The sequence below is a fragment of the Shinella zoogloeoides genome (genome assembly GCF_003574625.1).
In the GTDB taxonomy this organism is placed as follows: Bacteria; Pseudomonadota; Alphaproteobacteria; order Rhizobiales; family Rhizobiaceae; genus Shinella; species Shinella zoogloeoides_A.
On the sequence record NZ_QNUJ01000001.1, the window covers coordinates 292,198 to 313,772 of the forward strand.

Below are 21,575 nucleotides of genomic sequence, written 5' to 3' on the forward strand. Positions count from 1 at the left end.
CTCGTGATGAAACGGGGCGATGTCGCTCGCCGCCTCATGGGAGATGTATCTGATGAAAATATTCGTGACGCCGTGTGACGGGATCGGCCCGGAAATCACCGCGGCAACCATGGAGGTCCTTAAGGTCGCCGATGCGGCGTTCGGTCTGGGCCTCGAATACCACTTCGAGGACACCGGCTTCACGAGCCTGGAAAAGTTCGGCACGACACTGCGCGACGAGACCATCGAGCGCGCGCGCACCTTCGACGGCGTCATCCTCGGGCCGCAGTCCCACATGGATTATCCGGCGCGCGACAAGGGCGGCGTGAACGTCTCCGCCGGTTTTCGCGTCAAGCTCGACCTCTATGCCAATGTCCGTCCGGCCCGCTCGCGCCCGTTCCTCAACGATGCGAAAAAGATGGACCTCGTCATCATGCGCGAGGCAACGGAAGGCTTTTATCCAGACCGGAACATGTATGCCGGCACGGGCGAATTCATGCCCACCCCCGACGTCGCACTCTCTGTGCGCAAGATCACGGCATCGGCCTGCGAACGCATTGCCCGCCAGGCTTTCCTGCTTGCCATGAAGCGCAACAAGAAGGTGACGGCGGTCCACAAGGCCAACAACTTCATCCTGACGGACGGCCTGTTCCTGCAGCAGGTGCGCAAGGTCGCCGCGGAATTCCCCGAAGTGACGCTCAACGAATTCATCATCGATGCGATGGCCGCCCATCTGGTGCGTGACCCCTCCCGCTTCGACGTGATCGTCGCGACCAACTTCTACTCGGACATCCTGTCGGATCTCGCCAGCGAGCTTTCCGGCAGCCTCGGCCTCGCCGGTTCGATCAATGCCAATGCCGAGACTGGGCTCGTCTGCGCCCAGGCACAGCATGGCTCGGCGCCCGATATCGAAAACCAGAACATCGCCAATCCCACCTCGCTCATCCTTTCCGCGGCGATGATGCTGAGCTGGCTCGGCGAGCAGCGGGGCCTGCCACATTTCGAGGCGGCGGGGGCGGAAATCGAGCGCGCCGTCGACGAGGTTCTCGCCAATCCGGCGACCCGCACGCGCGATCTCGGCGGCACCACCAACACCGATGCGTTCGGCGCGTTTGTCGCGGGTGCGGTACGGGCCGGCGGCGAGCGGAAAGTCGCAAGTGCCTGACAAGAGTATTTGCATTTTGAATTTATGAAATCCAAAATGCAAAGCATGAAGGAGGCGAGGGCAGGGAGTGGCCCTCGCATGACCTGCCCGCAGGCGCTGGACGCGCGGGCCAATCTTTGGGAGATGAGAGATGAATTGCACGATATCCGCCCGCTCGGCCGTCTTTGCCATTAGCACGGCGCTCATGACCGCTTTCGGCGCATCCGCTTTTGCACAGGACGTTCCCGCCGGTTATCCGGCCAACTATGCCGAGGTCATCGCCGCGGCAAAGCAGGAGGGCACGGTCTCGGTCTATACCTCGACGGACGCCGCCCAGTCGCAGAAGCTGCAGGACGCCTTTACCAAGAAATACGGCATCAAGATCGCCTATAACGACCTCGGCACCAACGGCGCGTACAATCAGGTCATATCGGAGGCCGCCGCCGGCCAGACCACGGCCGACGTGGTCTGGAGCTCGGCCATGGACCTGCAGATGACGCTGGTCCAGGAAGGCTATGCCGCCGAATATGCCTCGCCGGAAGCCAGCCATCTGCCGGCCTGGGCCAATTACAAGAACACGCTGTTCGGCACGACGGTCGAGCCGGTCGGCGTCATCTACAACACCAAGGCGCTTTCCGAAGATAAGCTGCCGAAGACCTATGCCGAGATGATCGCCTTCCTGAAGGACAACAAGACCGAGCTTCAGGGCAAGGTCGCGACCTTCGATCCGGAAAAGAGCGGTTCGGGTTTCCTGCACCACTCCAACGATGCGCGCAATCGCCCGGATTTCTGGGATCTGGCCAAGGCCATGGGCGATGACGGCGCGAAGATTTATTCCAGCTCCGGCGGCATGAAGGAAACCGTGGTTTCCGGCGAGAACGTCATCGCCATCAACATTATCGGCTCCTATGCGCTCGACTGGGTAAAGGAGAGCCCGAACCTCGGCGTGCATTTCGCCGCCGACTACACGCCAGCCTTCTCACGCCTTGCGCTGATCACCAAGGATGCGCCGCATGCGAATGCCGCGAAGCTCTTCGTCGATTTCATGCTGTCGGCTGAAGGGCAGTCGCTTCTCGCCGAAGGCGGCCTGCCGTCGGTGCGTGAAGACGTGACCGCCGGCCTCAACATCAAGACGCTGAACGAGCGTGTCGGCGGTGGCCTGAAGCCGATCGCTGTCGATGAAGGCGTGCTCGAATATATGGAGCCGACCAAGCGCGTGCAGTTCCTCAACGACTGGAAAGCTGCCCTCGGCCGCTGATGCTTAGCCGGCCGCGGCGTCTGTTGCGCGCCGCGGCTCCGCCCCCGTTTGCGAGAGGCATAGAATGTCCACCCAAATCCAAGCACCGGCTGCCGTCAACCTGACCAAAGCCGCGGCCGAAAAGAAATATCCGGCCAGGATGCCGCGGCACGGAAATGCCGGCCTGTATCGGCGTATCGTCATCGGGCTTCTGGCGATTGCCGTCCTGGCCCCCGTCGGCCTGATAATCTACCAGAGTTTCCTGACGGCCGCCTTCTTCAGTCCGCGGGCGAAATTCGGCCTCGATGCCTACAAATACGTCTTCACCGACAAGAATTTCTACAAGGCTCTCGGGACCACCGCGGTCTTCTCCTTTGGCATGGTCGCGATCGCCGTGCCGCTTGGAGGGCTGCTCGCTTTCCTGATTACGCGCACTGACATCAAGGGTAAGCGCCTGCTCGAAATCTTCGTGCTTGTGCCTATGTTCATTTCCTCGATCGTGCTGGCCTTCGGCTACACGGTTTCCGTCGGCCCGACCGGTTTCGTCTCGCTCTTCATTCGCGGCCTCATAGGCTTCGTGCCGTGGAACATCTACAGCTTGCCTGGCATGATCCTGATCGCCGGCCTCAGCCATGTGCCGCATGTCTATCTCTATGTTTCCTCGGCCATGCGAAACCTGCCGTCGGACCTCGAAGAGGCTGCCCGCACGACCGGTGCCTCCATCTGGCAGGTGTCGCGTGACGTGACGCTCCCCATGGTGCTGCCGGCGCTGATCTTCGCCGCGTCGCTCAACATCCTGCTCGGTTTCGAGACCTTCGGCATTCCGCTTGTTCTGGGCGATCCGAACGGCATCATGGTGCTGACGACCTATATCTACAAGCTCACCACCCTGTTCGGCACGCCAACCTATCAACTGATGGCCGTTGTCGCCGTCGTGCTCGTGCTGATCACGCTGCCGCTCGTCTGGATGCAGCGCCGGCTGCTCCGAAATGCCCGCAAATATGCCGCGATGGGTGGCAAGGGCGCCCGCGTCTCGACCCTGAAGCTCGGCACGAGCGGCCAGGTCATCGCGCTTTCGATCATCGGCTTCTGGCTTTTCGTCTCCGTTGTCCTGCCGATCGGTGGCATTGCAGTACGTGCCTTCGTCGATGCCTGGGGCGAGGGCGTCAATCTTTGGGACCAGCTTACCTTTTCGAACTTCGATCGCATGCTGGAAGTCCCGAGCCTCGTGCGTGGCATCATCAACACGGTACTGCTCTCCGTGGTCGGCGGCGCCGTCGCGGTCGGCATCTATCTGATGGTCGGCCTTGCCGGACATCGCAACTGGGGCCTGTCGAACACCGTGCTCGACTATATCGTGCTTCTTCCGCGCGCCCTCCCAGGCCTCGTGATCGGCCTCGCCTTCTTCTGGGTCTTCCTGTTCGTGCCGCTGCTTACGCCGCTGCGCCCGACGCTGGTCAGCCTCTTCATCGCCTATGTCGTCGTGGGTCTGTCCTATGGCCTGCGTCTCCTCCAAGGCACGCTGATCCAGGTTGCGCCAGAACTGGAAGAGTCCGCCCGCACCACAGGCGCCACCATCGGCCGCACCTGGAAGGACGTGGTTATCCCGATCGTCCGGCCCGGTCTTGCCGGCGCCTGGGCGCTGATCATGATCATCTTCCTTCGTGAATATGCGACGGGCGTCTATCTCATGGGCGCTGGCACGGAAGTCATCGGCTCGCTGATGGTCTCGCTCCTGCAGACCGGCGCCATGAACACGATCGCCGCCCTTTCCCTCATCAGCATCGTCTTGACGGGCGCAGGCCTCGCACTCGCCCTCCGTTTGGGAGCAAAAATCCATGACTGAACTCGTCGTCAGCAATGTCCAGAAATGGCTGGGCGGTCTGCAGATCCTAAAGGGCGCGTCGTTTACCGCGCAGCGCGGCTCCATCGTCGCCCTGCTCGGAGCCTCGGGCAGCGGCAAAACCACCCTGCTGCGCTGCATCGCCGGCCTCGAACAACCGGAAATCGGCCAGATCGTCATCGGCGGCAAGACCGTGCTGGATGGCGAGAAGAAGCTGGCGCTTCCGCCCGAGCAGCGCAATATCGGCCTCGTCTTCCAGTCCTACGCACTCTGGCCGCACCGGACGGTCAAGGAAAATGTCGGCTATGGCCTGAAGTTGCGTGGCGTCACGCAGGCCGACATCGAGAAGCGCGTCCAGGCGATCCTCGACCGCATGGGTCTTGGCCACCTTGCCGATCGCTTCCCCTCGCAGCTTTCCGGCGGCCAGCAGCAGCGCGTCGCAATCTGCCGGGCGCTGGTCTATGAGCCGCGTGTGCTGCTTCTCGATGAGCCGCTTTCCAACCTCGATGCCAAACTGCGCGAGGAGGCCCGCTACTGGATCCGCAAGCTGATCCTCGACCTCGAAATCTGCGCGATCCTCGTGACGCATGACCAGAGCGAGGCGCTTGCCGCCGCCGACAATATCCTGCTGTTGCAGGATGGCCGCATCGTCCAGCAGGGCGGGCCGCAGGAAATCTACTCCAACCCGAACAGTTTCTATTCGGCGGATTTCCTCGGCGCGAACAACATCGTCAAGGCCAAGGTCAAATCGGTCGATGGCAAGAGTGCCGTCATCGGCGGGGAGAACTGGAGCCTCGACGGCACGGTGCGCGAGGCCGCGGGGATTGCGGCATCGGACGAGGCACGCGCGGTCATTCGCGTCGAGCAGATCAGTGTCAGCGACCAGCCGCAGGCCGGCGGTCTCGAAATGAACCTCGACGACAGCATCTATCTCGGCGACCGCTGGGAATATCGCCTGCGTCGCGGCGATTTCGTCGCCAAGGCGCATGGCGCAAAGCAGCTCTCAACCGGCACTGTCTGGGCGCGCATTCCCTCCGAAAGCGTCTGGGTCTTCTCGGCAGGCCAGCGCTAGCAAGGCCGCCATTGGCGGTCGCCGCTCCTCCCGGCGACCGCTCCTCTTTAAGGGAACGACATGTCCAGACAGCCCCGTATCACGCTCGTCCATGCGACGCCGATCGCGATGGAGCCGATCAGACTGGCCTTCGCCTCCGCTTGGCCGGAGGCCGATGTGGTCAATTTGCTCGAAGACAGCCTCTCGCCCGACCGTGCCAAAAGCAGCGACATCACCGATGCCCTGACGGACCGTGTCGTGGCGCTGACGCAATATGCCAGACAGATCGGCAGCGCCGCCGTTCTCTTCACCTGTTCAGCGTTTGGCCGGGCCATCGAGCACGCTGCCACCGCGGTCGACATTCCGGTGCTGAAACCGAACGAGGCGATGTTCGAGGCCGCCATCCGCAAGGGCGGCCGGACTGCCATGCTCTACACCTTCCCGCCGGCGCGCGAGGGGATGGAGGTGGAATTCCACGAGGAAGCGGCGCGGCTCAATCCCGGTGCGACGATTGCAAGCTTTCTTGTCGAAGGCGCGATCGAAGCGGTCAGGGCGGGCGATATCGAAACCCACAACCGGCTTGTCGCGAACGCTGCCGCCGGGATTTCCGGTTTCGACGCGATCACCCTTGCCCATTTCTCGACGGCCCGGGCGCGTAGCGCTGTGGCGGCAGCAACCTCCATCCCGGTCCTGACGAGCCCGGACGCTGCCGTGGCGAAGTTGAAAAACCTTATCGGTTGAAAATCCCGAGCGCTCGAAAGAAAGAGAGACGGAAATGCTTCTTGGCGTCATAGCTGACGATTTTACCGGAGCGAGCGATATCGCCAACACGCTCGCCAAGGGCCTGCCAGGGCAGGGTGGTCTTCGAACCGTGCAATATCTCGGCGTGCCAAGGGACAAGGCCGCCGCAGAAGTCGAGGCCGGCGTGATTGCGCTGAAGAGCCGCTCGATCGAGCCGGCGTCTGCTATCGAACAATCGCTTGCCGCCCTTCGTTGGCTCTTGGATCAGGGCTGCAGGCAGATCGTCTTCAAGTATTGCTCGACCTTCGATTCGACGCCGGCCGGAAACATCGGTCCCGTTGCGGAAGCGCTTGCCGGGGAACTGGGCGTCAAAGGCGTGATCGTATGCCCGGCGTTCCCTGGCGCTGGCCGGACGATCTATCAGGGCCACCTCTTCGTGAAGGATCAGCTTCTCAACGAATCGGGCCTCCAAAACCACCCACTCAACCCGATGACGGATGCGGATATCCGCCGTTGGCTAAGGCTTCAGACGACGGCTGATGTCGGGCATGTCGATATCGGCGTCGTCTACGAGGGCTCTGTGGCCGTCGAAGAGGCCTTGGCGGAGAATGCACGGCAAGGACGCACGCTCGTCATCGTCGACGCGATCACCGATGATGATCTCGTCGCCATTGGTCGCGCCGCAGCTTCCCACCGCCTTGTCACCGGTGGCTCAGGTATCGCAATAGGCCTTGCCGCGCACTTCATCGGGCAGGGCCTTGCGTCCGGTATGGGTGCGGAGGTGATCGGGCTTGAGGGGCCGGAGGCCATCCTCGCCGGTAGCTGCTCGGGTGCGACCCGCGGACAGGTTGATCTCCATCGTAAGAGTCATCCGACCCTCGCCATCGACGTCGCCGGCGTCATGGACGGCTCGGTGACCATGTCCAACCTTGTTTCCTTCCTTCTGCAAAACCAAGGTAGCGCGCCTCTGGTTTATTCGTCGGGCACGCCTGACGAGGTTCGGGCCATCCAGGAGCGTTTCGGTCGGGAAAACGTCGCGACAGCGCTCGACGCGCTTTTCGCCTCCACGGCTCGAGAACTCATCAAGGCCGGCATTCGCCGGCTGGTCGTTGCAGGCGGGGAAACGTCGGGCGCGGTTGTCTCGGCGCTCGATCTCGGCGCGTTGACGATTGGAGCCGAGATTGACCCGGGCGTGCCGGTACTGCTTTCCGGCGGGGACAGGCCCGTGGCGCTCGCCCTGAAGTCCGGCAATTTCGGCACGCCCCATTTCTTCAACAAGGCGCTGGAAAGGCTTGCTGGCAAATGAGTTCGGAAAGCAGGCTGCGTGAGGAGATCGCCCGTCTTTCGAAATCGCTGTTCGATCGTGGTTTCTCCGTTGGATCCGCCGGAAACGTCAGTGCGGCGGTCGACGACGGGATCCTGATGACACCGACGAATTCGTGCCTCGGCTTTCTCGATCCGGCGAAAATCTCGAAGCTCGACCGGGACGGCAACCATATCGCCGGCGACAAGCCATCGAAGGAAGTGTTCCTGCACCGGGCATTCTACGAAACGCGTCCGCAGACAGGCGCGGTGGTTCACCTGCATTCGACCTTCGCCACCGCCCTTTCCTGCCTAACGGATATCGATCCGCAGGACTGCATTCCGCCGCTTACACCCTACGTCGTGATGCGCGTCGGCGAGGTGAAGTTGCTGCCCTACGTCAAGCCTGGCGATGAAGGAATGGGCGATATGATCCGGGATCTCGGCGGACGATATGCAGCCGTGCTGCTCGCCAATCATGGGCCTGTGGTCACTGGAAAGGACATTACTTCAGCCGTCTACGCCGCCGAGGAACTCGAAGAGACCGCAAAGTTACTTGTCCTCCTGCGTGATGCGCCGAAGCGAATGCTGTCCCCTGAAAATGTCGAAGAGTTGAAGGCCGTCTTTAGCGGCTATTGAAGGAGTACCCATGAAAACCGCAGATCTCGTCGACGCCCATGGCGAAGAAGTACATTTTTGCGACCTTCCCTTCGTGAAATTGGGAAAGAAGAAGTCGTTCTCCGGACCGATCATGACGGTCAAATGCTTCGAGGACAACGCGCTCCTGAAAGCCGAGCTGCAGAAGCCGGGTGAGGGCAGGGTCATGGTTGTCGACGGTGGGGCGTCGAGCCGTGTCGCGCTTCTCGGCGACCAGATCGCGATGATCCTGCGAGATAACGGTTGGGCCGGCATCGTCATCAATGGCGCGGTGCGTGACAGCGCGGAGATCAACGAGATGGTCGTCGCCGTCTTCTGCCTTTCGGTGACTCCAAAGAAGTCTGTGAAGGACGGTGCGGGAAAGGCCGGTGGCCCGGTCCACTTCGGCGGCGTTGCCTTCACCCCTGACCTTTACCTCTATGCGGACGCCGACGGCGTGCTGGTGAGCGCCCGCGATCTGCGTTGAGGATCAGGCACCATGACTCGACAGCGTTTCTCGGCCCACATCGGCTATCTCTACACTGATCTGCCGCTTGTCGAGCGGCCGGCGGCGGCCGCGCGCGATGGGTTCACCGCCATCGAGCATCCCGAACCTTGGTCGATCCCGGCGAAGGATATGCGGGCGCTTCTCGCTGATCTCGGCCTCACCTTCTCGCAGGTCACGTCAGGCATGGGCGATGCGAACAGGGGAGAGAAAGGCCTTGCCGCGCTATCCGGTCGCGAGGCCGAATTCCGCGCCGGCTTTGATCGCGCGCTTGACTATGCCGTGGCGATCGGTTGCCCCTTTGTCCATCCGATGGCCGGCGTGCCGAAGGGTGATGTTCTGGATGCCGCGGAGACCTACCGGCTCAACCTGTCCTGGGCATTGATCCGGGCACAGGGCAGCGGCGTGCGTGTCCTCGTCGAGGCGATCACTATTCCCGGCTATCATATGGGCAGCCTTGCTCTGACCGCGCAATTGCAGGATCAGTTCCACGGCTGTTTCGACTTACTGTTCGATACATATCATGCAGCTGTCCTCGGTGAGGATCCGGTGCGCTGGGTTGCACAGAACGCGAAACGCATCGGCCATGTCCATGCTGCCGATCATCCGGGCCGCCATGAGCCCGGAACCGGCGCGCTCGCCTTCGACCGCATCCTGGCGGCCTTGCAGGGGGCCGGCTACGCGGGCGCCATCGGCTTCGAATACATCCCCTCCGTCACGACATCCGCAAGCGCAGCCTTTCTGCCGGGCTGGAAGCGGCTTCTTTCCGAAAAGGTTTCCCCATGACGACGATCACCTCGGTCAACCCCGCCACCAACACGCCGATCAGGATCTTCGACCTGCAGGACGATGCCGCCATCGATGCTGCGCTGGCAGCGGCCTCCCGCGCACAGCACGCCTGGCGCCAGGTGCCGGTGACCGAGAGAGCCGCCTTGCTGGTCCGCATGGCGGCTGCATTGCGGTCCGGCAAGGTCCGCTACGCCGAGATGATCGTGCGCGAGATGGGCAAGCCGCTCGTCGAAGCCGAGGCCGAAATCGAGAAATGCGCCTACAACTGCGATTTCTACGCGGAGCACGCGCCGAGCTATCTTGCCGACGAACCGGTCGCGTCCAATGCGAGTGAAAGCGTTGTTGCTTTCGAGCCACTCGGCGTGGTGCTGGCGATCATGCCGTGGAATTATCCGTTCTGGCAGTATTTCCGCTTCGCCGCCCCGGCGCTCGCCGCTGGCAATGGGGCAATTCTCAAGCACGCCAACAACGTGCCGGAATGTGCACTCGCCGTGCAGCAGATCATGGAGGCGGCGGGCGCGCCGGTCGGTCTGACGGCGACGCTGCTCATCGACAATTCCAAGGTTGCCTCGATCATCGCCGACGAGCGGATCGCCGCAGTCACGCTGACCGGCTCGACGGAGGTTGGCGCCATCGTCGCGGCGCAGGCCGGCAAGGCGCTGAAGAAGCAGGTTCTGGAACTTGGCGGCTCCGACCCCTTCATCGTGCTCGCCGATGCCGATCTCGAGGCGGCGGCCGAGACCGCCGTCAAGGCGCGCTATATCAATGTCGGCCAGTCCTGCGTCAACGCCAAGCGCTTCATCGTCGAGGCGGCGGTGGCCGACCACTTCTCGGATCTCTTCGTGGAGAAAGCCGCCGCGCTGAAGATCGGCGATCCCATGGAGCGCGATACGAAGATCGGCCCGATGGCCCGCGAGAACCTGCGCACCAGCCTGCACGAGCAGGTGAAGCGCTCGCTCGCCGAAGGAGCGGTGCTGAAGCTCGGCGGCGAGCCGATCGAGGGCGATGGCTTCTATTATCCGCCGACGGTGCTCGACCACGTCAAGCCCGGCATGACCGCGTTCCGTGAGGAGACCTTCGGTCCGGTCGCCGCCATCATCCGGGCAAAGGACGCCGACGAGGCCGTGGCCATGGCCAATGACAGCGAATACGGTCTTGGCGCCGCACTCTGGACGGGCGATCTCGTTCGCGCCCGCCATCTTGCCTCCCGCATCGAGTCCGGCGCCGTCTTCATCAACGGCATGACCGCTTCGGATCCACGCTACCCCTTCGGCGGCATCAAGCGTTCCGGTTACGGGCGCGAGCTTGGCGTCTACGGCATCCGCGAATTCGTCAACATCAAGACCGTCTGGATCGGTCCAGCCAAGTGAGGTCCCGTATGTCTGAACCCGCTATCCTGCGCCCGCGTGAACTCAAGACGAACGATCGTGGAAACGGTGCGCGCACCACCCCGTTGGTCACGCGCAAATGCGGCTCCACCAGCATGATCAACGGCATTACAGCCTTCGATCCGGGCGCGGCAATTGGTTTGCACAAACACAATTGCGAGGAAAGCGTGACGATCCTCGACGGTCAGGCCATCGCCGAGATCGATGGCGTCCGCTATCCGCTCGGCCCCAATGACACGACATGGATCCCTGCGAACGTGCCGCATCGCTTCATCAACGCGTCGGACACCGAACCGATGCGGATCTTCTGGGTCTATGCCTCGATCGATGCCACCCGCACGATGATCGCGACTGGCGAGGAGCACTCGATCGATGCTGAGCATGGTCATAGGCGGGGAGAAACGGAATGATCCGAGAAATCGCCGAACTGACAATCACGACGGGACAGGAGATCGATTTCGAGCGCGGCGTCGAAAAAGCCGCACCACTCTTTCTGCGCGCGAAAGGGTGCCACGGTGTGTCGCTTCAGCGCGTGATGGAAAACCCCGGCATCTATCGTCTCGTCGTCGAATGGGAGACCGTCGAGGACCATATGATCGGTTTTCGCAGTTCTGCCGACTTTCAGACATGGCGTGGATTGGTCGGTACATATTTTGCCGCGCCCCCGGTCGTCACGCACACGCAAGAGGTCGCGTGCTACAGGTGATGAGGCCGAACGTCATGAGGTCAGCGGGTCTGTTTGCGCTGACGCTCGCCATAGCCGCCATTGGCGGTTACCTGATGTGGCTGTTGCATATGCCGCTCGCGTGGTTGATCGGGGCAATGCTGGTCACGGCTCTGTCCGCATTCCTGCGAATCCCGGTGTCCTTGCCGAAACATGCCCGGCCACCCATGACAGCGGTGATCGGTGCGATGCTTGGCACGTCGTTTTCCCCGGACATCTTCCAGCACGCTGGCTCTTGGATCGTTTCTCTTGCCGGCCTTGTCGTTTTCATTGCTGTGACCGGTGGGCTGGCCTTCCTCTATTTCCGACGTGTCGCCCGGCTCGATCCGGTCACCGCCTATTTCTCGGCGATGCCCGGCGGGCTTGTGGAGATGATAACGCTTGGCTCTGAAAAGGGTGGCGATGAGCGTATGATTGCGCTCATCCATGCCGCCCGGATTTTTCTGGTGGTCCTGACCCTGCCGTTCCTGATCGAGACTTTGACCGGTTTCGACATCGGCCGCACGGGCGCAACGTCTACGGCCTCGGCGACCGTCGCGTTTGACGATCTCTTGTGGTTCGCCGCCGCCGTGATCGGAGGGGTGACACTCGGAACTGTCCTGCGGTTGCCGGCCCGCTTTCTCGTCGGCCCCATGCTCCTGAGTGCAGCGTTGCATCTTGCCGGCGTCACGGATTTCGAGTTGCCGGCAGTGGCGCTCGCGGGCGCGCAGGTCGTCATCGGCGCGACCATCGGCTGCCGCTTTGCGGGGGCCTCGCCTCGCATCGTGCTGCAGGCCATGGTGTTCTCGGTGGGCGCCACCTTCATTATGTTGCTCGGCACAGCCGCATTCGCCTCGACACTCGCCCTTGTCGGCGGGGATCGCTTCATTGCCTATGTGCTGGCCTACTCCCCCGGTGGCGTTGCTGAGATGAGCCTGATCGCGCTTTCGCTCAATGTCGAGGTGCCCTTCGTCGTTCTGCATCACATTGTTCGCGTGCTAACGGTCGTGGCGGGTGCAGGCGTGACGTTTCGGTTTCTCCTTAGCCGATGATTTGAAGCAGGTTTTCAATGCGGCTACGGTTCTAATCGGCTGGTCGCCGGTTCGATTCCTTTCAAGAGCGGGCTGAAACTCGGAAACCCCGGACGGGACGCGCTCATTTACAAGGCTACCAAATAGGGATAAGATTTATCCGTAATTCAAAAGCTTGGGCGCTCCCGCATGATTCTCAAGAGCCAAGTCGAATGGGCGCTCCACTGTTGCGCCATTCTCGCTGGCCTGCCTGAAGGGCGATATCTGTCGACCAAAGCGCTGGCGGAATTCCACGGGCTTCCAAAGGAATATCTTTCCAAAGCCCTGCAAAGCCTGTCACAGGCAGGTCTTGTTCACACGACGCTTGGCCCGTCGGGGGGCTACCGTCTGGCGAAGCCGCCGGCAGAGCTTACATTTCTGGATGTCGTCGAGGCGGTCGAGGGGACCGGGCGGACATTCGTTTGCCAAAACATCCGGGCCAACAATCCCTGCCGACCGAAAGGCTACTGCGAGAGTGGCCCATGCGCCGTGGCGAGGATCATGTGGGAGGCTGACGAAGCCTGGCGGGCAGCTCTTCGCAGGGTCACGCTTGCCGACCTTGCGACGATACTGGAGCAGGAGATCGATCCGGGCATCTGGGCCGGAACCTTCGACTGGGTGTTAAAACGCGCCGGGTAGAATGGCGAGTGGTCTTGCCTGGCTGTCATCACGCATCTCGTTCGGGACAACGAGGTAGGCGTGGGCCGGCACGGCGAAGTGAAGACCATGCGACCCACAATGGCGGCTGACGACATCGATGACCTCGTTGCGCGCCGGTGTGCGATCGGCCGGGCTGAGAACGCGGAACTGCAATTCGACATCCACCGCGATCGCATCGATGCCCTTCAACGCGGCCACAGGAGGCGGTTCCTGGACGATGTACCGGCAATCCTTGAGTGCGGATGTCAGAACAGCACCGATTGCAGAAGGATGCCGGTCGGCCACAATGCGGATGACCAGCGTGACGAGATGCGATTCATCCGGGCGCGTGAGATTGGTGAGGCTGAGTTTTGCGAGAGCGCTGTTGGGCACTATGACGACGTTGTGTGCCGGCGTGAGGATTTGCGTCGAGCGCCAGTTGTTCTGGATGACGCGTCCTTCTGTACCATCCGCGAGCTGGATCCAGTCCTCTATCGAAAACGGGCGGCCAAGCGTGAGGGCCACGCCTGAAAACAGGTCGCCCAAGGTGTTCTGCAATGCAAGGCCCAGGATGATGGCGACGACACCGGAGGTCGCGACGAGTGTCCCGATCGGTGCGCCAAATACAAAGCCGATGATGGAGAGAGTGACGCCGAGGTAAACGCCGGCGACGATCAGATCCTGGATCAACCTCGCCTCCTGCGGCCTGCGATCGAGGACGATGTAGAGGCGCACAAATCCGATCGTCGCCCATGCGAGATGAACCCACCAGAGAATGCGCGCGGATGTGCCGAGATAGGCATTCACGCCGTCCAGTTCACCTGCCGTTCCCCGATGCGGAAGAATACCGGACGACAGCAGGGTGACTGTCATCGCTGTAAAAAAAAGGATTTGAACGATAAGGCGCGCCGTCGGTCGACCCTTGCCCTGCGCATGCCAGACAATGATGCCGATCACACCAAGGAGATCGACGATTGGGAATGTGAGAGAGGGCAGGTCGCCGGCCATGCGGGTCGCTCCGGGATGATGAGGAAGAAGGGCCGGATGTGGTTGTTGCATCCGACCCTGCTGAGGCCGTCACTTCCTGAGCGGGAAGGTCAGGTCCTTCTGATCGGTGTCGACCACGAAGACGGCAAGGAGCTTGGCGGGCTTCTCGTCGCTGCCATTCTTGCTGACGCCGTGGCGGTCGCCCGGCATCTCGGAGAAGTTTTCGCCGGCCTTGTATTCCCTGACCGGACCGTCATTGACCTGGCTGAGGATCGATCCTTCCAGCACCGTGGCATAGATGAAGGCACTTTCAGGATGCGTGTGCGCGTCCGAATAGCCACCCGGACCGTATTCGACGAGAACGCCTTTGAGGCTCTTGCCCGGCACAGTGGGCAATTGATGCTCATAGACAAGGGTGACCTTGGATGCCGAACCGCCCGGTGCATCGTGCGCGGCGGCGCCACCAGCGGCGAGCGCCGTGATGGCCATCGCGGCAAATGTCTTACTGATCATGATATTCTTCCTTTCAAGACGGGTCATTTGCGTGGCGCGGTGGCGAACCACTGTTCGAAGCCGATTTTGCCTAGGCGTGGATTGTCGTCGGAGACGAGCGAGCCATCTTCCAGGTGCGCGCCAAAATATCTGGCCTGCGGATCGGCAACGACCTGCCGGGTATCACCCGTCGATTCCAGATAGCGGGCGACCAGCTCGTTGAGCCGGAAGCGCTCGGGGCCCGCAATCTCGATCAGTCCATTCATGGGGTTTCCAAGCGCCACGTCGACCATCGCGTCCGCGACGTCATCGGAGGCGATCGGCTGAACAAAGGCCGGGGACAGATGAACCTTGCCCTCGATCAGGGCCGACTGGGCGATCCCGGCGAGAAACTCCATGAACTGGGTGGAGTGGACAATCGTGTAGGGAATGCCGGCCTCGCGGATCAGCTTTTCCTGAATGAGTTTGGCCCGGAAGTAGCCACTTTCCTGCAGGCGCTCCGTCCCTACGACGGACAGCGCGACGTGGTGTTTCACGCCGGCGCGCTTTTCTGCTGCAAGCAGGTTGCGACCGGAAGTCTCGAAAAACTCCATCACCGCCTTGTCTTCGAACGACGGGGAATTGGCGAGATCGAGGACGACCTCGGCCCCGGCGAGCGCTTCGGCGAGACCTTCGCCGGTGATTGTATTGACCCCGGTGTTCGGCGAGGCAGCGATCACGTCGTGGCCTTTTGCCCGCAGACGTTCCGTGGTCTTCGAACCGATCAGGCCGGTTCCGCCGATGATGACGATTTTCATGATCTTCCCTCTGTCTGCTGTTTTTACATCATTATCCGGCGCAGAAGCGCCACCGTGTCGACTGGAAATGCTCAGTTGAGGCCGGCCCTTTCCAGGCCGTAAAGCTTGTCCGCCGAGCCGGGTACGGCCTTGAAGGCGATGCTGGCGCGGTTCCAGGCATTGATGGCCATGATCGAGAAAGTCAGGTCGGAAATTTCCTTCTCGGAAAGCTGGCCACGGACCCGTTCGTACAGTTCGTCGGGAATGCCGCCCTTGGGCAGCTCGGTGACGGCTTCGGTCCAGGCCAGCGCCGCCCGCTCACGGGGCGCGAACAAGTTGGATTCACGCCAGATCGCGACGTGATAGAGGCGCAGTTCGCTCTCGCCGTGGATCTTCGCTTCCTTCACATGCATGTCGAGGCAAAAGCCGCAGCCATTGATCTGGGAAGCACGAATATTGACGAGGTCGCGGATCGACTGCTCGATCACGCTGTCCTTCAACGACATGCTGAGTTCAGAGACTTTCTTGAAAAATTCAGGCGACTGGGCGGCATAGTTCAGGCGCTGCGTCATGGCGTTCTCCTCTATTAAGGACTTAAAATATCCTTATGGATATAGAATATCCGTAATGGATGGACGCGCAATCGAAACCGGTCTAAGGTTTCGGCATAACGCTTATTCGTATTGGTATGGGGCACAGAAAGGCGATCGGGATGGATGTCGTTTCAGCGCTGAGATCGTTCCTCCGAGTTGCGGAGACCGGGTCGTTCTCTGCTGCAGCGCTTGATCTCGGGCTGACCCAGCCGGCGGTGTCGAGGCAGGTGTCTTCGCTCGAGGAGCACTACAGCACCCGACTGTTTCACCGGACAACCAACGCACTGCGCCTGACCGTCGAGGGAGAGCAGATGATCCCGATGGCGCAAAAGGTTATCGACGCGGTGGAAGCGCTTGGCGAAACGGCCTCGCCGGACGGCATCGTGACTTCTGGTAGGGTCAAGATGAGCCTGCCAGCAGCGCTTGGCCTCTACATCAGCGATCAGCTTCCCGCCTTCCTGGCGGGCCGGCCTGGTTTGTCAGTCGATATCGTCTTTCGCGAACATTCTTCTGACCTCGTTGGCGAGGGCATCGATCTCGAAGTTCGCATAGGCGATGTATCCGATAGCAGTCTGATCTGTCGCCGGATCGGCTGGACGACCGCCTTCCTCGTCGCGGCGCCCGGCTATCTCCAAAGGCGCGGTATTCCGGGCCATCCGTTTGAAATCCCGAGCCATGATTGCATCTGCTACAACCGGGGCGGCGAGGAACGGTCCTGGAGCTTTTCGAACGGGGCCGACATCGAGAGGGTCAAGCTCACTCCCAGGTTGATGTTCAACAATACGGTAGCGGTGCGCCGGGCCGCGCTCGCCGGCGGCGGGCTGGCTGTGCTGTCCCACATTCTGGCAGCCGATGACATCGCCACAGGGTGCCTTGTCGAAGTGATGCCCGCCTTTCGACCCGAACGGTTGCCGATCTCCGTCGTCTACGCCTCGCGTCGCAATCTCCCGCTGCGTGTCCGCGCCGTTCTGGAGTTCCTGGTCGATACCGTTAGCCGGGATGAACTGATGGGGGAGGTGGCAGCAACTGCGTGATGTCAGAAGTCTCGCAAGCTAGCTAATCGCGAGTTAGGGGGGCCGACGGATGACGTCGGTTCGGATCTATTCAAGAGCATTGAGAACAGCGAAGCGAATAGCTCGTTAGGTTGTGGTCCGGACGAGGCTGAGCTTTTGAAGAACCTCTCGGGGCGCCGGCATGCGCCAAACGGTCTGGAAGCACTCGACGACATTGGCGGAGGTTACGGCGAGGCCGGGAAGAGCAATCCAGGCCGGCGGTAATCGACCGAGGAGGGTGCTCACCACAATGGAGGCGGCTGTTTCTCCTTGGCGGAAAGGCTGCTGGGCGGCGATGGCGACCAGCGGTTCGTGCGCCGCAAGCGCGATCGCCGCATCGTGGCCGAGATCGGCCGTTACCATCGGAAGGCGACGATCCAATGCGCGAAGCGCCTCTATCGCGGCGATGGCGGGCGTATCCCAGACGACGAAGAGGCCTGCGAGGTCGGGGCGCTCGGTAAGAAGGGCGTGGGTGGTCAGGCCAGCATCCGCCAAGGTCGAAAACCGCCGGATGCGTAGATTCACATCCGGGCGATTGACTTGCATCCATTTCACGAAGGCTATCTCGCGCTCGTTCGTCGCGAAGAAGTCGGCGTCGTAGCCGAGTACACCAACCTCGGCGCCGTTAGGCACATGCGGCGAAAGCCCCTCGGCGGCGATTTTGCCAAGGCCGAAATTGTCTGCCGAGACGAGCGAGATGTAATCCTTGCCCGGCAGGAGGCCTGTCGGCGCATTGTCGAGAAGGACGAGCTTGATGCCGGCCGCCGCGACTCGGGCGTGGGCAGCGGCGACCTTCGAATTGGCGACAGGCAGCGAGATGATGGCGTCCGGCACCTCGCCGATCAACCGGTCCAGCGCTTCGATCTGCACCTCCGGCGTGAACGCGCAGTCGACGACCTCGATGACGGCGATACCGCAATTGCCGAGTGTTCCGACGATGCCGGAAATCTGCTGTTTCGCCCAGTCGCTGGCCAGCGTATGCAGCACAATCGCCACCCGGAAGCCGCCGGCCCGCGCCCGCGCCATGTCCTCGGGCAAAAGCAGGACCCGCTCGGGCGCCGAGGCCCGCTCTCCATGCGGTCCGAGACCGGTAATGGTCATTGCATCCTCCTCACATGTCCGGGGGACGGACAGTATTTCCCTCAAATGTCCTGCGGTCCATGATCTGGGCCTTCATCTGCTGGAACAGTGGATGGGCCTGCGGCCTGCCTGCCATGATCCAATCGCGCAGCAGCGAAGGCCCGAAGAGGCCTTCGGCGGCGACGATCGCGGCGCCGACGAGGCCCGACGAATTGCCCATCTGGGAGCGCACGATCTGCAGGTCGCGGCTTACCAGCGGATGACAGGCGCCGTAGATCGCCTCGCGGGCCGAGGCGAGCAGGATGTCGTTCGTCTGTGCAATCGAGCCCGAGAGCACGATGAGTTCGGGATTGAGCATATTGGCGAGCGTGGCGACGACCTGGCCGATCAGGCGCCCGCTCTGGGATAGAATGTCGATCGCCGCTACGTCGCCCATCTGCGCGGCCTGCGCGACCTCGAGTGCAGTGACGGGGCTGCCTCGTCGCAGATGATCGGCAAGGGTGGGGCTAAGGCCGCGTTCGGCGGCAAGCCTGCCCTCCTGCGCGATATGGTCTGATCCGGCCATGGCCTCGAGCGTGCCGCTCCGCTCGCCCGCCGTCACGGGTACGGAGCCGATGAGGCCGACCGCGCCCTGCGCGCCGCGGAAGAGTTCACCGTTGCTGGCGAGGCCGGCGCCGATGCGTTTGCCGACCTTGACGAACAGCATGGTGCGGTTGCTCTCACCAGCGCCCGCATGCAGTTCGCCCATCGTCATCGTTTCGACGCTGGAGCGCAGCCATACCGGTGCATCGAAGGTGGCGACGAGCGTCTCGACCAGGGGAAAACTGTCCCAGCCCGGCAATACGGCGGGCGTGGTGCGCTGGAAAAACACTTCCCCACCATCGGGCACGGCGCCGGGAACGGATATCGAGATGCCATAAAGCGGCGGGTTTGCCTGCCGCTCCAGAATCCAGCGGAAAAGCGTCACGAGACGGTCTGCAAGGCCGGGCGCCGGCTGGGTGAGTTCGGTCGCCTCGTGGTGTTCCATAATGAGGGAGCCGGCGAGATCGGCAATGCCGACGCCAAGCGCGGTCTGATCGAGCGTGGCGACGAGAATGCGGCCGCGGTCGGCGGCAAAGCGCACGAGGCGCGGCGCGCGGCCGCCGGTGGCGGCGCCCAGTTCGCTTTCGTCAACCAGGCCGAGTTCACCCAGCGTGCCGAGCCGGTCCGCGACCACGGCGCGGCCGAGTTCGCTTTGCCGCTCGATCTCCTGGCGGGTCGTCGCGCGGCCGGTCCTGACGAGATTGAGGATGTCCACGAGGCTCGGGGCAGCGGTTTCCGAGACGCTGGGGCGCCCCTTGCGTCGCGGGCGGATGTCCGCCTCCACAGATGCCATCCTTGGCATGACCGCATCCTTTCCCCGCGATTCCGATCCTCGCCCGATGTGATAGCTAGCCAGCTTTCGGCTGGCAACTCTAATCTTTTGTATTAAATCTGCAAAAGATTACGATGATATGCGTGTAAATTATTGACATAGATTTTTTGTCACCGTAAGACGGAGCCACTGAAGTCGAGACGGTCACTGGGAGGAGGCGCCGATGTCGGAGTTCAAGCTCGCCTATCATGCGAATTGCTGGGGCAACCTTGGCGGGGACGCCGTTGGCGTTACGTCGATCACCAATCTTGCCTATCGAACCTTCGGCGACATGCGCCGTGCCTTTGCCGATATCGCGTCAGCCGGTTACGAAGGTGTCGAACTGTTCGACGGCAATTTGCTGGATTTCAGCGCCGCTGAGATGCGGGCGCTGCTTGGCGACAATGGCCTGATGCTGGTCGCGACCTATGCCGGCGGCAACTTCATCTTCGATGACATCCTTCCCGAGGAGCTGGCGCGGGTCGTCCGCGCGGCGGATCGCGCTGCCGAACTCGGTGCGCCGCATCTCATCGTCGGCGGCGGGGCGAAGCGCTTCGACGGCATCCGCGAGGCGGATTATCACAAGCTCGCCGCGGCCCTCGACCGCGTGAAGGAAATCGCCGAGGCACGCGGCCTTGTCGCCCACTATCATCCGCATCTTTCGACGATCGTCGAGGGACCGGCAGAGGTGCGCAAGATCTTCGCGCTCACGGGAATCGATTTTTGCCCGGATACCGCCCATCTCGCTGCCGCTGGCGGTGACCCGGCGGCGCTGATCCGCGAGCATGCGGCCCGCATTTCCTATGTGCATCTCAAGGGCTTGCAGAGGAAGCCCTTCGCTTTCACGCCCATCGACCGCGGTGACGTGCCGACGGACGGCATAGTCGCCGCACTCCGGGAAGTCGGCTTCGGCGGGTGGATCTGTGCCGAACTCGATAGCTGGCCCGATCCGCTGGAGGGGGCGAAGGCCAGCATGGCCTATCTCAAATCGGCCTGACGGCCGCACCGGGGCGAAGCCCCACTTTCGGGAGGAGGAAGTTATGATTTCAAGACGAAGCCTTTTGGGCACAGCCGCCGTGCTGACGCTCGCATTTGCCTTTGCCGCACCGGCCGTCGCCGATCCGGATACCGCGCTTGCGGAGCTTCAGAAGACCGTTCTTTCAAAAGGCCCCTCAGGCGAATCTCCATCGCCGGCCTCGGACGTCACGCTTACCGATGAGGAGCTGGCCAAGATCCAGACCATGAACGCGACGGCCGCCATCGTCATGCACTACGGCGGCAACGACTGGTCGCGGGCTCAGATCAACGGCCTGCAGACGCAGTTCGCCGCCATGGGCATCAAGGTTCTTGCGGTGACCGACGCCGGCTTCAAGCCTGAAAAGCAGGTATCCGACCTCGAGACGATCATGGCGCAGAAGCCGGGCATCATCGTTTCGATCCCGACTGATCCGACGGCGACCGCCGCAGCTTACAAGGCGGCTGCGGAGGCCGGCACCAAGCTTGTTTTCATGGATAACGTGCCGACCGGTTTTGTGGCCGGGAAGGATTACGTATCCGTGGTTTCGGCTGACAACTACGGCAACGGCGTCGCTGCGGCTCATCTCATGGCCAAGGCGTTGAATGGCGAAGGCGATATCGGACTGGTCTTCCATGCTGCCGATTTCTTCGTCACCAAGCAGCGCTACGATGGCTTCAAGGCGACGATCGCGTCGGACTATCCGAACATCAAGATCGTGGCCGAGCAGGGTATCGGCGGCCCGGACTTCTCGGGTGATGCGGAAAAGGCGGCATCCGCCATCCTGACCTCGAACCCGAACGTCAAGGGTATATGGGCGGTCTGGGACGTGCCGGCAGAAGGCGTGATCTCGGCAGCGCGCGTTGCCGGCCGCGACGATCTTGTCATTACCACGATCGATCTCGGCGAGAACGTGGCGATCTCGATGGCCCAGGGCGGTTTCGTCAAGGGGCTCGGTGCCCAGCGGCCTTACGATGCCGGCGTGGTCGAAGCCAAGCTTGCCGGCTACGCGCTGCTTGGAAAGCAGGCGCCCGCTTTCGTCGCGCTGCCGGCTCTGCCGGTGACGCGCGAGACGCTGCTCGACGGCTGGAAGGCCGTTTATTCGGCCGAGGCGACCGACAACATCAAGTCAAGCCTCGGACAGTGACGGATGCGGTGCG

General features: G+C 62.2%; 23 protein-coding genes. 17 read left to right on the forward strand and 6 right to left on the reverse strand.

Annotated elements, in window-relative coordinates; translation table 11 throughout:
• Window positions 1-52: 52 nt before the first annotated feature.
• The 14 genes from DSD28_RS01415 to DSD28_RS01480 all read left to right on the forward strand — a co-directional run bounded on the left by DSD28_RS01415 (window position 53) and on the right by DSD28_RS01480 (window position 13,027).
• Window positions 53-1,144 (forward strand): isocitrate/isopropylmalate dehydrogenase family protein, encoded by a 1,092-nt coding sequence (locus tag DSD28_RS01415; RefSeq protein ID WP_119254952.1) that lies wholly within the window; start codon window positions 53-55, stop codon window positions 1,142-1,144.
• 130 nt (window positions 1,145-1,274) lie between these two features.
• Window positions 1,275-2,381, forward strand: a complete 1,107-nt coding sequence (locus DSD28_RS01420) for an ABC transporter substrate-binding protein (RefSeq protein ID WP_119254568.1) — start codon at window positions 1,275-1,277, stop codon at window positions 2,379-2,381.
• Between the two features lie 64 nt (window positions 2,382-2,445).
• Window positions 2,446-4,206, forward strand: a complete 1,761-nt coding sequence (locus tag DSD28_RS01425) for an ABC transporter permease (protein WP_119254569.1) — start codon at window positions 2,446-2,448, stop codon at window positions 4,204-4,206.
• Window positions 4,199-5,275: an ABC transporter ATP-binding protein gene (locus DSD28_RS01430; RefSeq protein ID WP_119254570.1), complete on the forward strand. Its 1,077-nt coding sequence runs from the start codon at window positions 4,199-4,201 to the stop codon at window positions 5,273-5,275. Before DSD28_RS01425 ends, DSD28_RS01430 begins: the two co-directional genes overlap by 8 nt.
• A 60-nt stretch (window positions 5,276-5,335) precedes the next feature.
• Complete coding sequence (locus DSD28_RS01435) at window positions 5,336-5,995, forward strand: arylsulfatase (protein WP_119254571.1); 660 nt, start codon at window positions 5,336-5,338, stop codon at window positions 5,993-5,995.
• Between the two features lie 34 nt (window positions 5,996-6,029).
• Complete coding sequence (otnK, locus tag DSD28_RS01440; RefSeq protein ID WP_119254572.1) at window positions 6,030-7,301, forward strand: 3-oxo-tetronate kinase; 1,272 nt, start codon at window positions 6,030-6,032, stop codon at window positions 7,299-7,301.
• Complete coding sequence (gene otnC, locus DSD28_RS01445) at window positions 7,298-7,936, forward strand: 3-oxo-tetronate 4-phosphate decarboxylase (RefSeq protein ID WP_119254573.1); 639 nt, start codon at window positions 7,298-7,300, stop codon at window positions 7,934-7,936. Before otnK ends, otnC begins: the two co-directional genes overlap by 4 nt.
• Window positions 7,937-7,946: 10 nt before the next feature.
• Entirely contained in the window at window positions 7,947-8,420 is a 474-nt protein-coding gene (rraA, locus tag DSD28_RS01450) for a ribonuclease E activity regulator RraA (RefSeq protein ID WP_119254574.1), read from the forward strand.
• A gap of 12 nt (window positions 8,421-8,432) precedes the next feature.
• Complete coding sequence (locus DSD28_RS01455; protein ID WP_119254575.1) at window positions 8,433-9,224, forward strand: hydroxypyruvate isomerase family protein; 792 nt, start codon at window positions 8,433-8,435, stop codon at window positions 9,222-9,224.
• Entirely contained in the window at window positions 9,221-10,597 is a 1,377-nt protein-coding gene (locus DSD28_RS01460) for an NAD-dependent succinate-semialdehyde dehydrogenase (protein WP_119254576.1), read from the forward strand. Before DSD28_RS01455 ends, DSD28_RS01460 begins: the two co-directional genes overlap by 4 nt.
• 8 nt (window positions 10,598-10,605) lie before the next feature.
• On the forward strand, window positions 10,606-11,025 hold the full coding sequence (locus DSD28_RS01465) for a cupin domain-containing protein (RefSeq protein ID WP_119254577.1): 420 nt from the start codon (window positions 10,606-10,608) through the stop codon (window positions 11,023-11,025).
• Entirely contained in the window at window positions 11,022-11,321 is a 300-nt protein-coding gene (locus DSD28_RS01470; protein ID WP_119254578.1) for an antibiotic biosynthesis monooxygenase family protein, read from the forward strand. The genes DSD28_RS01465 and DSD28_RS01470 overlap by 4 nt, the downstream gene beginning before the upstream one ends.
• Complete coding sequence (locus DSD28_RS01475; RefSeq protein WP_162911178.1) at window positions 11,309-12,370, forward strand: AbrB family transcriptional regulator; 1,062 nt, start codon at window positions 11,309-11,311, stop codon at window positions 12,368-12,370. The genes DSD28_RS01470 and DSD28_RS01475 overlap by 13 nt, the downstream gene beginning before the upstream one ends.
• A gap of 168 nt (window positions 12,371-12,538) precedes the next feature.
• The gene (locus tag DSD28_RS01480) at window positions 12,539-13,027 is read left to right on the forward strand and encodes an RrF2 family transcriptional regulator (protein ID WP_119254580.1); all 489 of its coding nucleotides are present in this window, start codon (window positions 12,539-12,541) and stop codon (window positions 13,025-13,027) included.
• Here the strand turns inward: DSD28_RS01480 and DSD28_RS01485 are convergent.
• The 4 genes from DSD28_RS01485 to DSD28_RS01500 form a co-directional block, all read right to left on the reverse strand.
• Window positions 13,010-14,035: a mechanosensitive ion channel family protein gene (locus tag DSD28_RS01485; protein ID WP_119254581.1), complete on the reverse strand. Its 1,026-nt coding sequence runs from the start codon at window positions 14,033-14,035 to the stop codon at window positions 13,010-13,012. The two genes, DSD28_RS01480 and DSD28_RS01485, sit on opposite strands and share 18 nt — an antisense overlap.
• A 69-nt stretch (window positions 14,036-14,104) precedes the next feature.
• A complete protein-coding gene (locus DSD28_RS01490; RefSeq protein ID WP_119254582.1) occupies window positions 14,105-14,527 on the reverse strand; it encodes a cupin domain-containing protein in 423 nt (140 codons plus the stop codon).
• A 23-nt stretch (window positions 14,528-14,550) separates the two neighbouring features.
• Entirely contained in the window at window positions 14,551-15,303 is a 753-nt protein-coding gene (locus DSD28_RS01495) for an SDR family oxidoreductase (protein WP_119254583.1), read from the reverse strand.
• A 71-nt stretch (window positions 15,304-15,374) separates the two neighbouring features.
• On the reverse strand, window positions 15,375-15,854 hold the full coding sequence (locus DSD28_RS01500; protein WP_119254584.1) for a carboxymuconolactone decarboxylase family protein: 480 nt from the start codon (window positions 15,852-15,854) through the stop codon (window positions 15,375-15,377).
• A 140-nt stretch (window positions 15,855-15,994) separates the two neighbouring features.
• On the opposite strand from DSD28_RS01500, the gene DSD28_RS01505 reads away from it, so the two are divergent.
• Window positions 15,995-16,909, forward strand: coding sequence for a LysR family transcriptional regulator (locus DSD28_RS01505; protein WP_119254953.1), 915 nt, complete (start codon window positions 15,995-15,997; stop codon window positions 16,907-16,909).
• Between the two features lie 105 nt (window positions 16,910-17,014).
• Here DSD28_RS01505 and DSD28_RS01510 read toward each other — a convergent pair whose 3' ends face one another.
• A complete protein-coding gene (locus DSD28_RS01510; RefSeq protein WP_119254585.1) occupies window positions 17,015-18,028 on the reverse strand; it encodes a substrate-binding domain-containing protein in 1,014 nt (337 codons plus the stop codon).
• 10 nt (window positions 18,029-18,038) lie between these two features.
• Window positions 18,039-19,391, reverse strand: a complete 1,353-nt coding sequence (locus tag DSD28_RS01515; protein ID WP_119254586.1) for an ROK family protein — start codon at window positions 19,389-19,391, stop codon at window positions 18,039-18,041.
• 193 nt (window positions 19,392-19,584) lie between these two features.
• Between DSD28_RS01515 and DSD28_RS01520 the strand changes: the two genes are divergently transcribed.
• Window positions 19,585-20,397, forward strand: a complete 813-nt coding sequence (locus DSD28_RS01520; protein ID WP_119254587.1) for a sugar phosphate isomerase/epimerase family protein — start codon at window positions 19,585-19,587, stop codon at window positions 20,395-20,397.
• A gap of 43 nt (window positions 20,398-20,440) precedes the next feature.
• Entirely contained in the window at window positions 20,441-21,562 is a 1,122-nt protein-coding gene (locus DSD28_RS01525) for a substrate-binding domain-containing protein (RefSeq protein ID WP_119254588.1), read from the forward strand.
• Window positions 21,563-21,575: the final 13 nt, after the last annotated feature.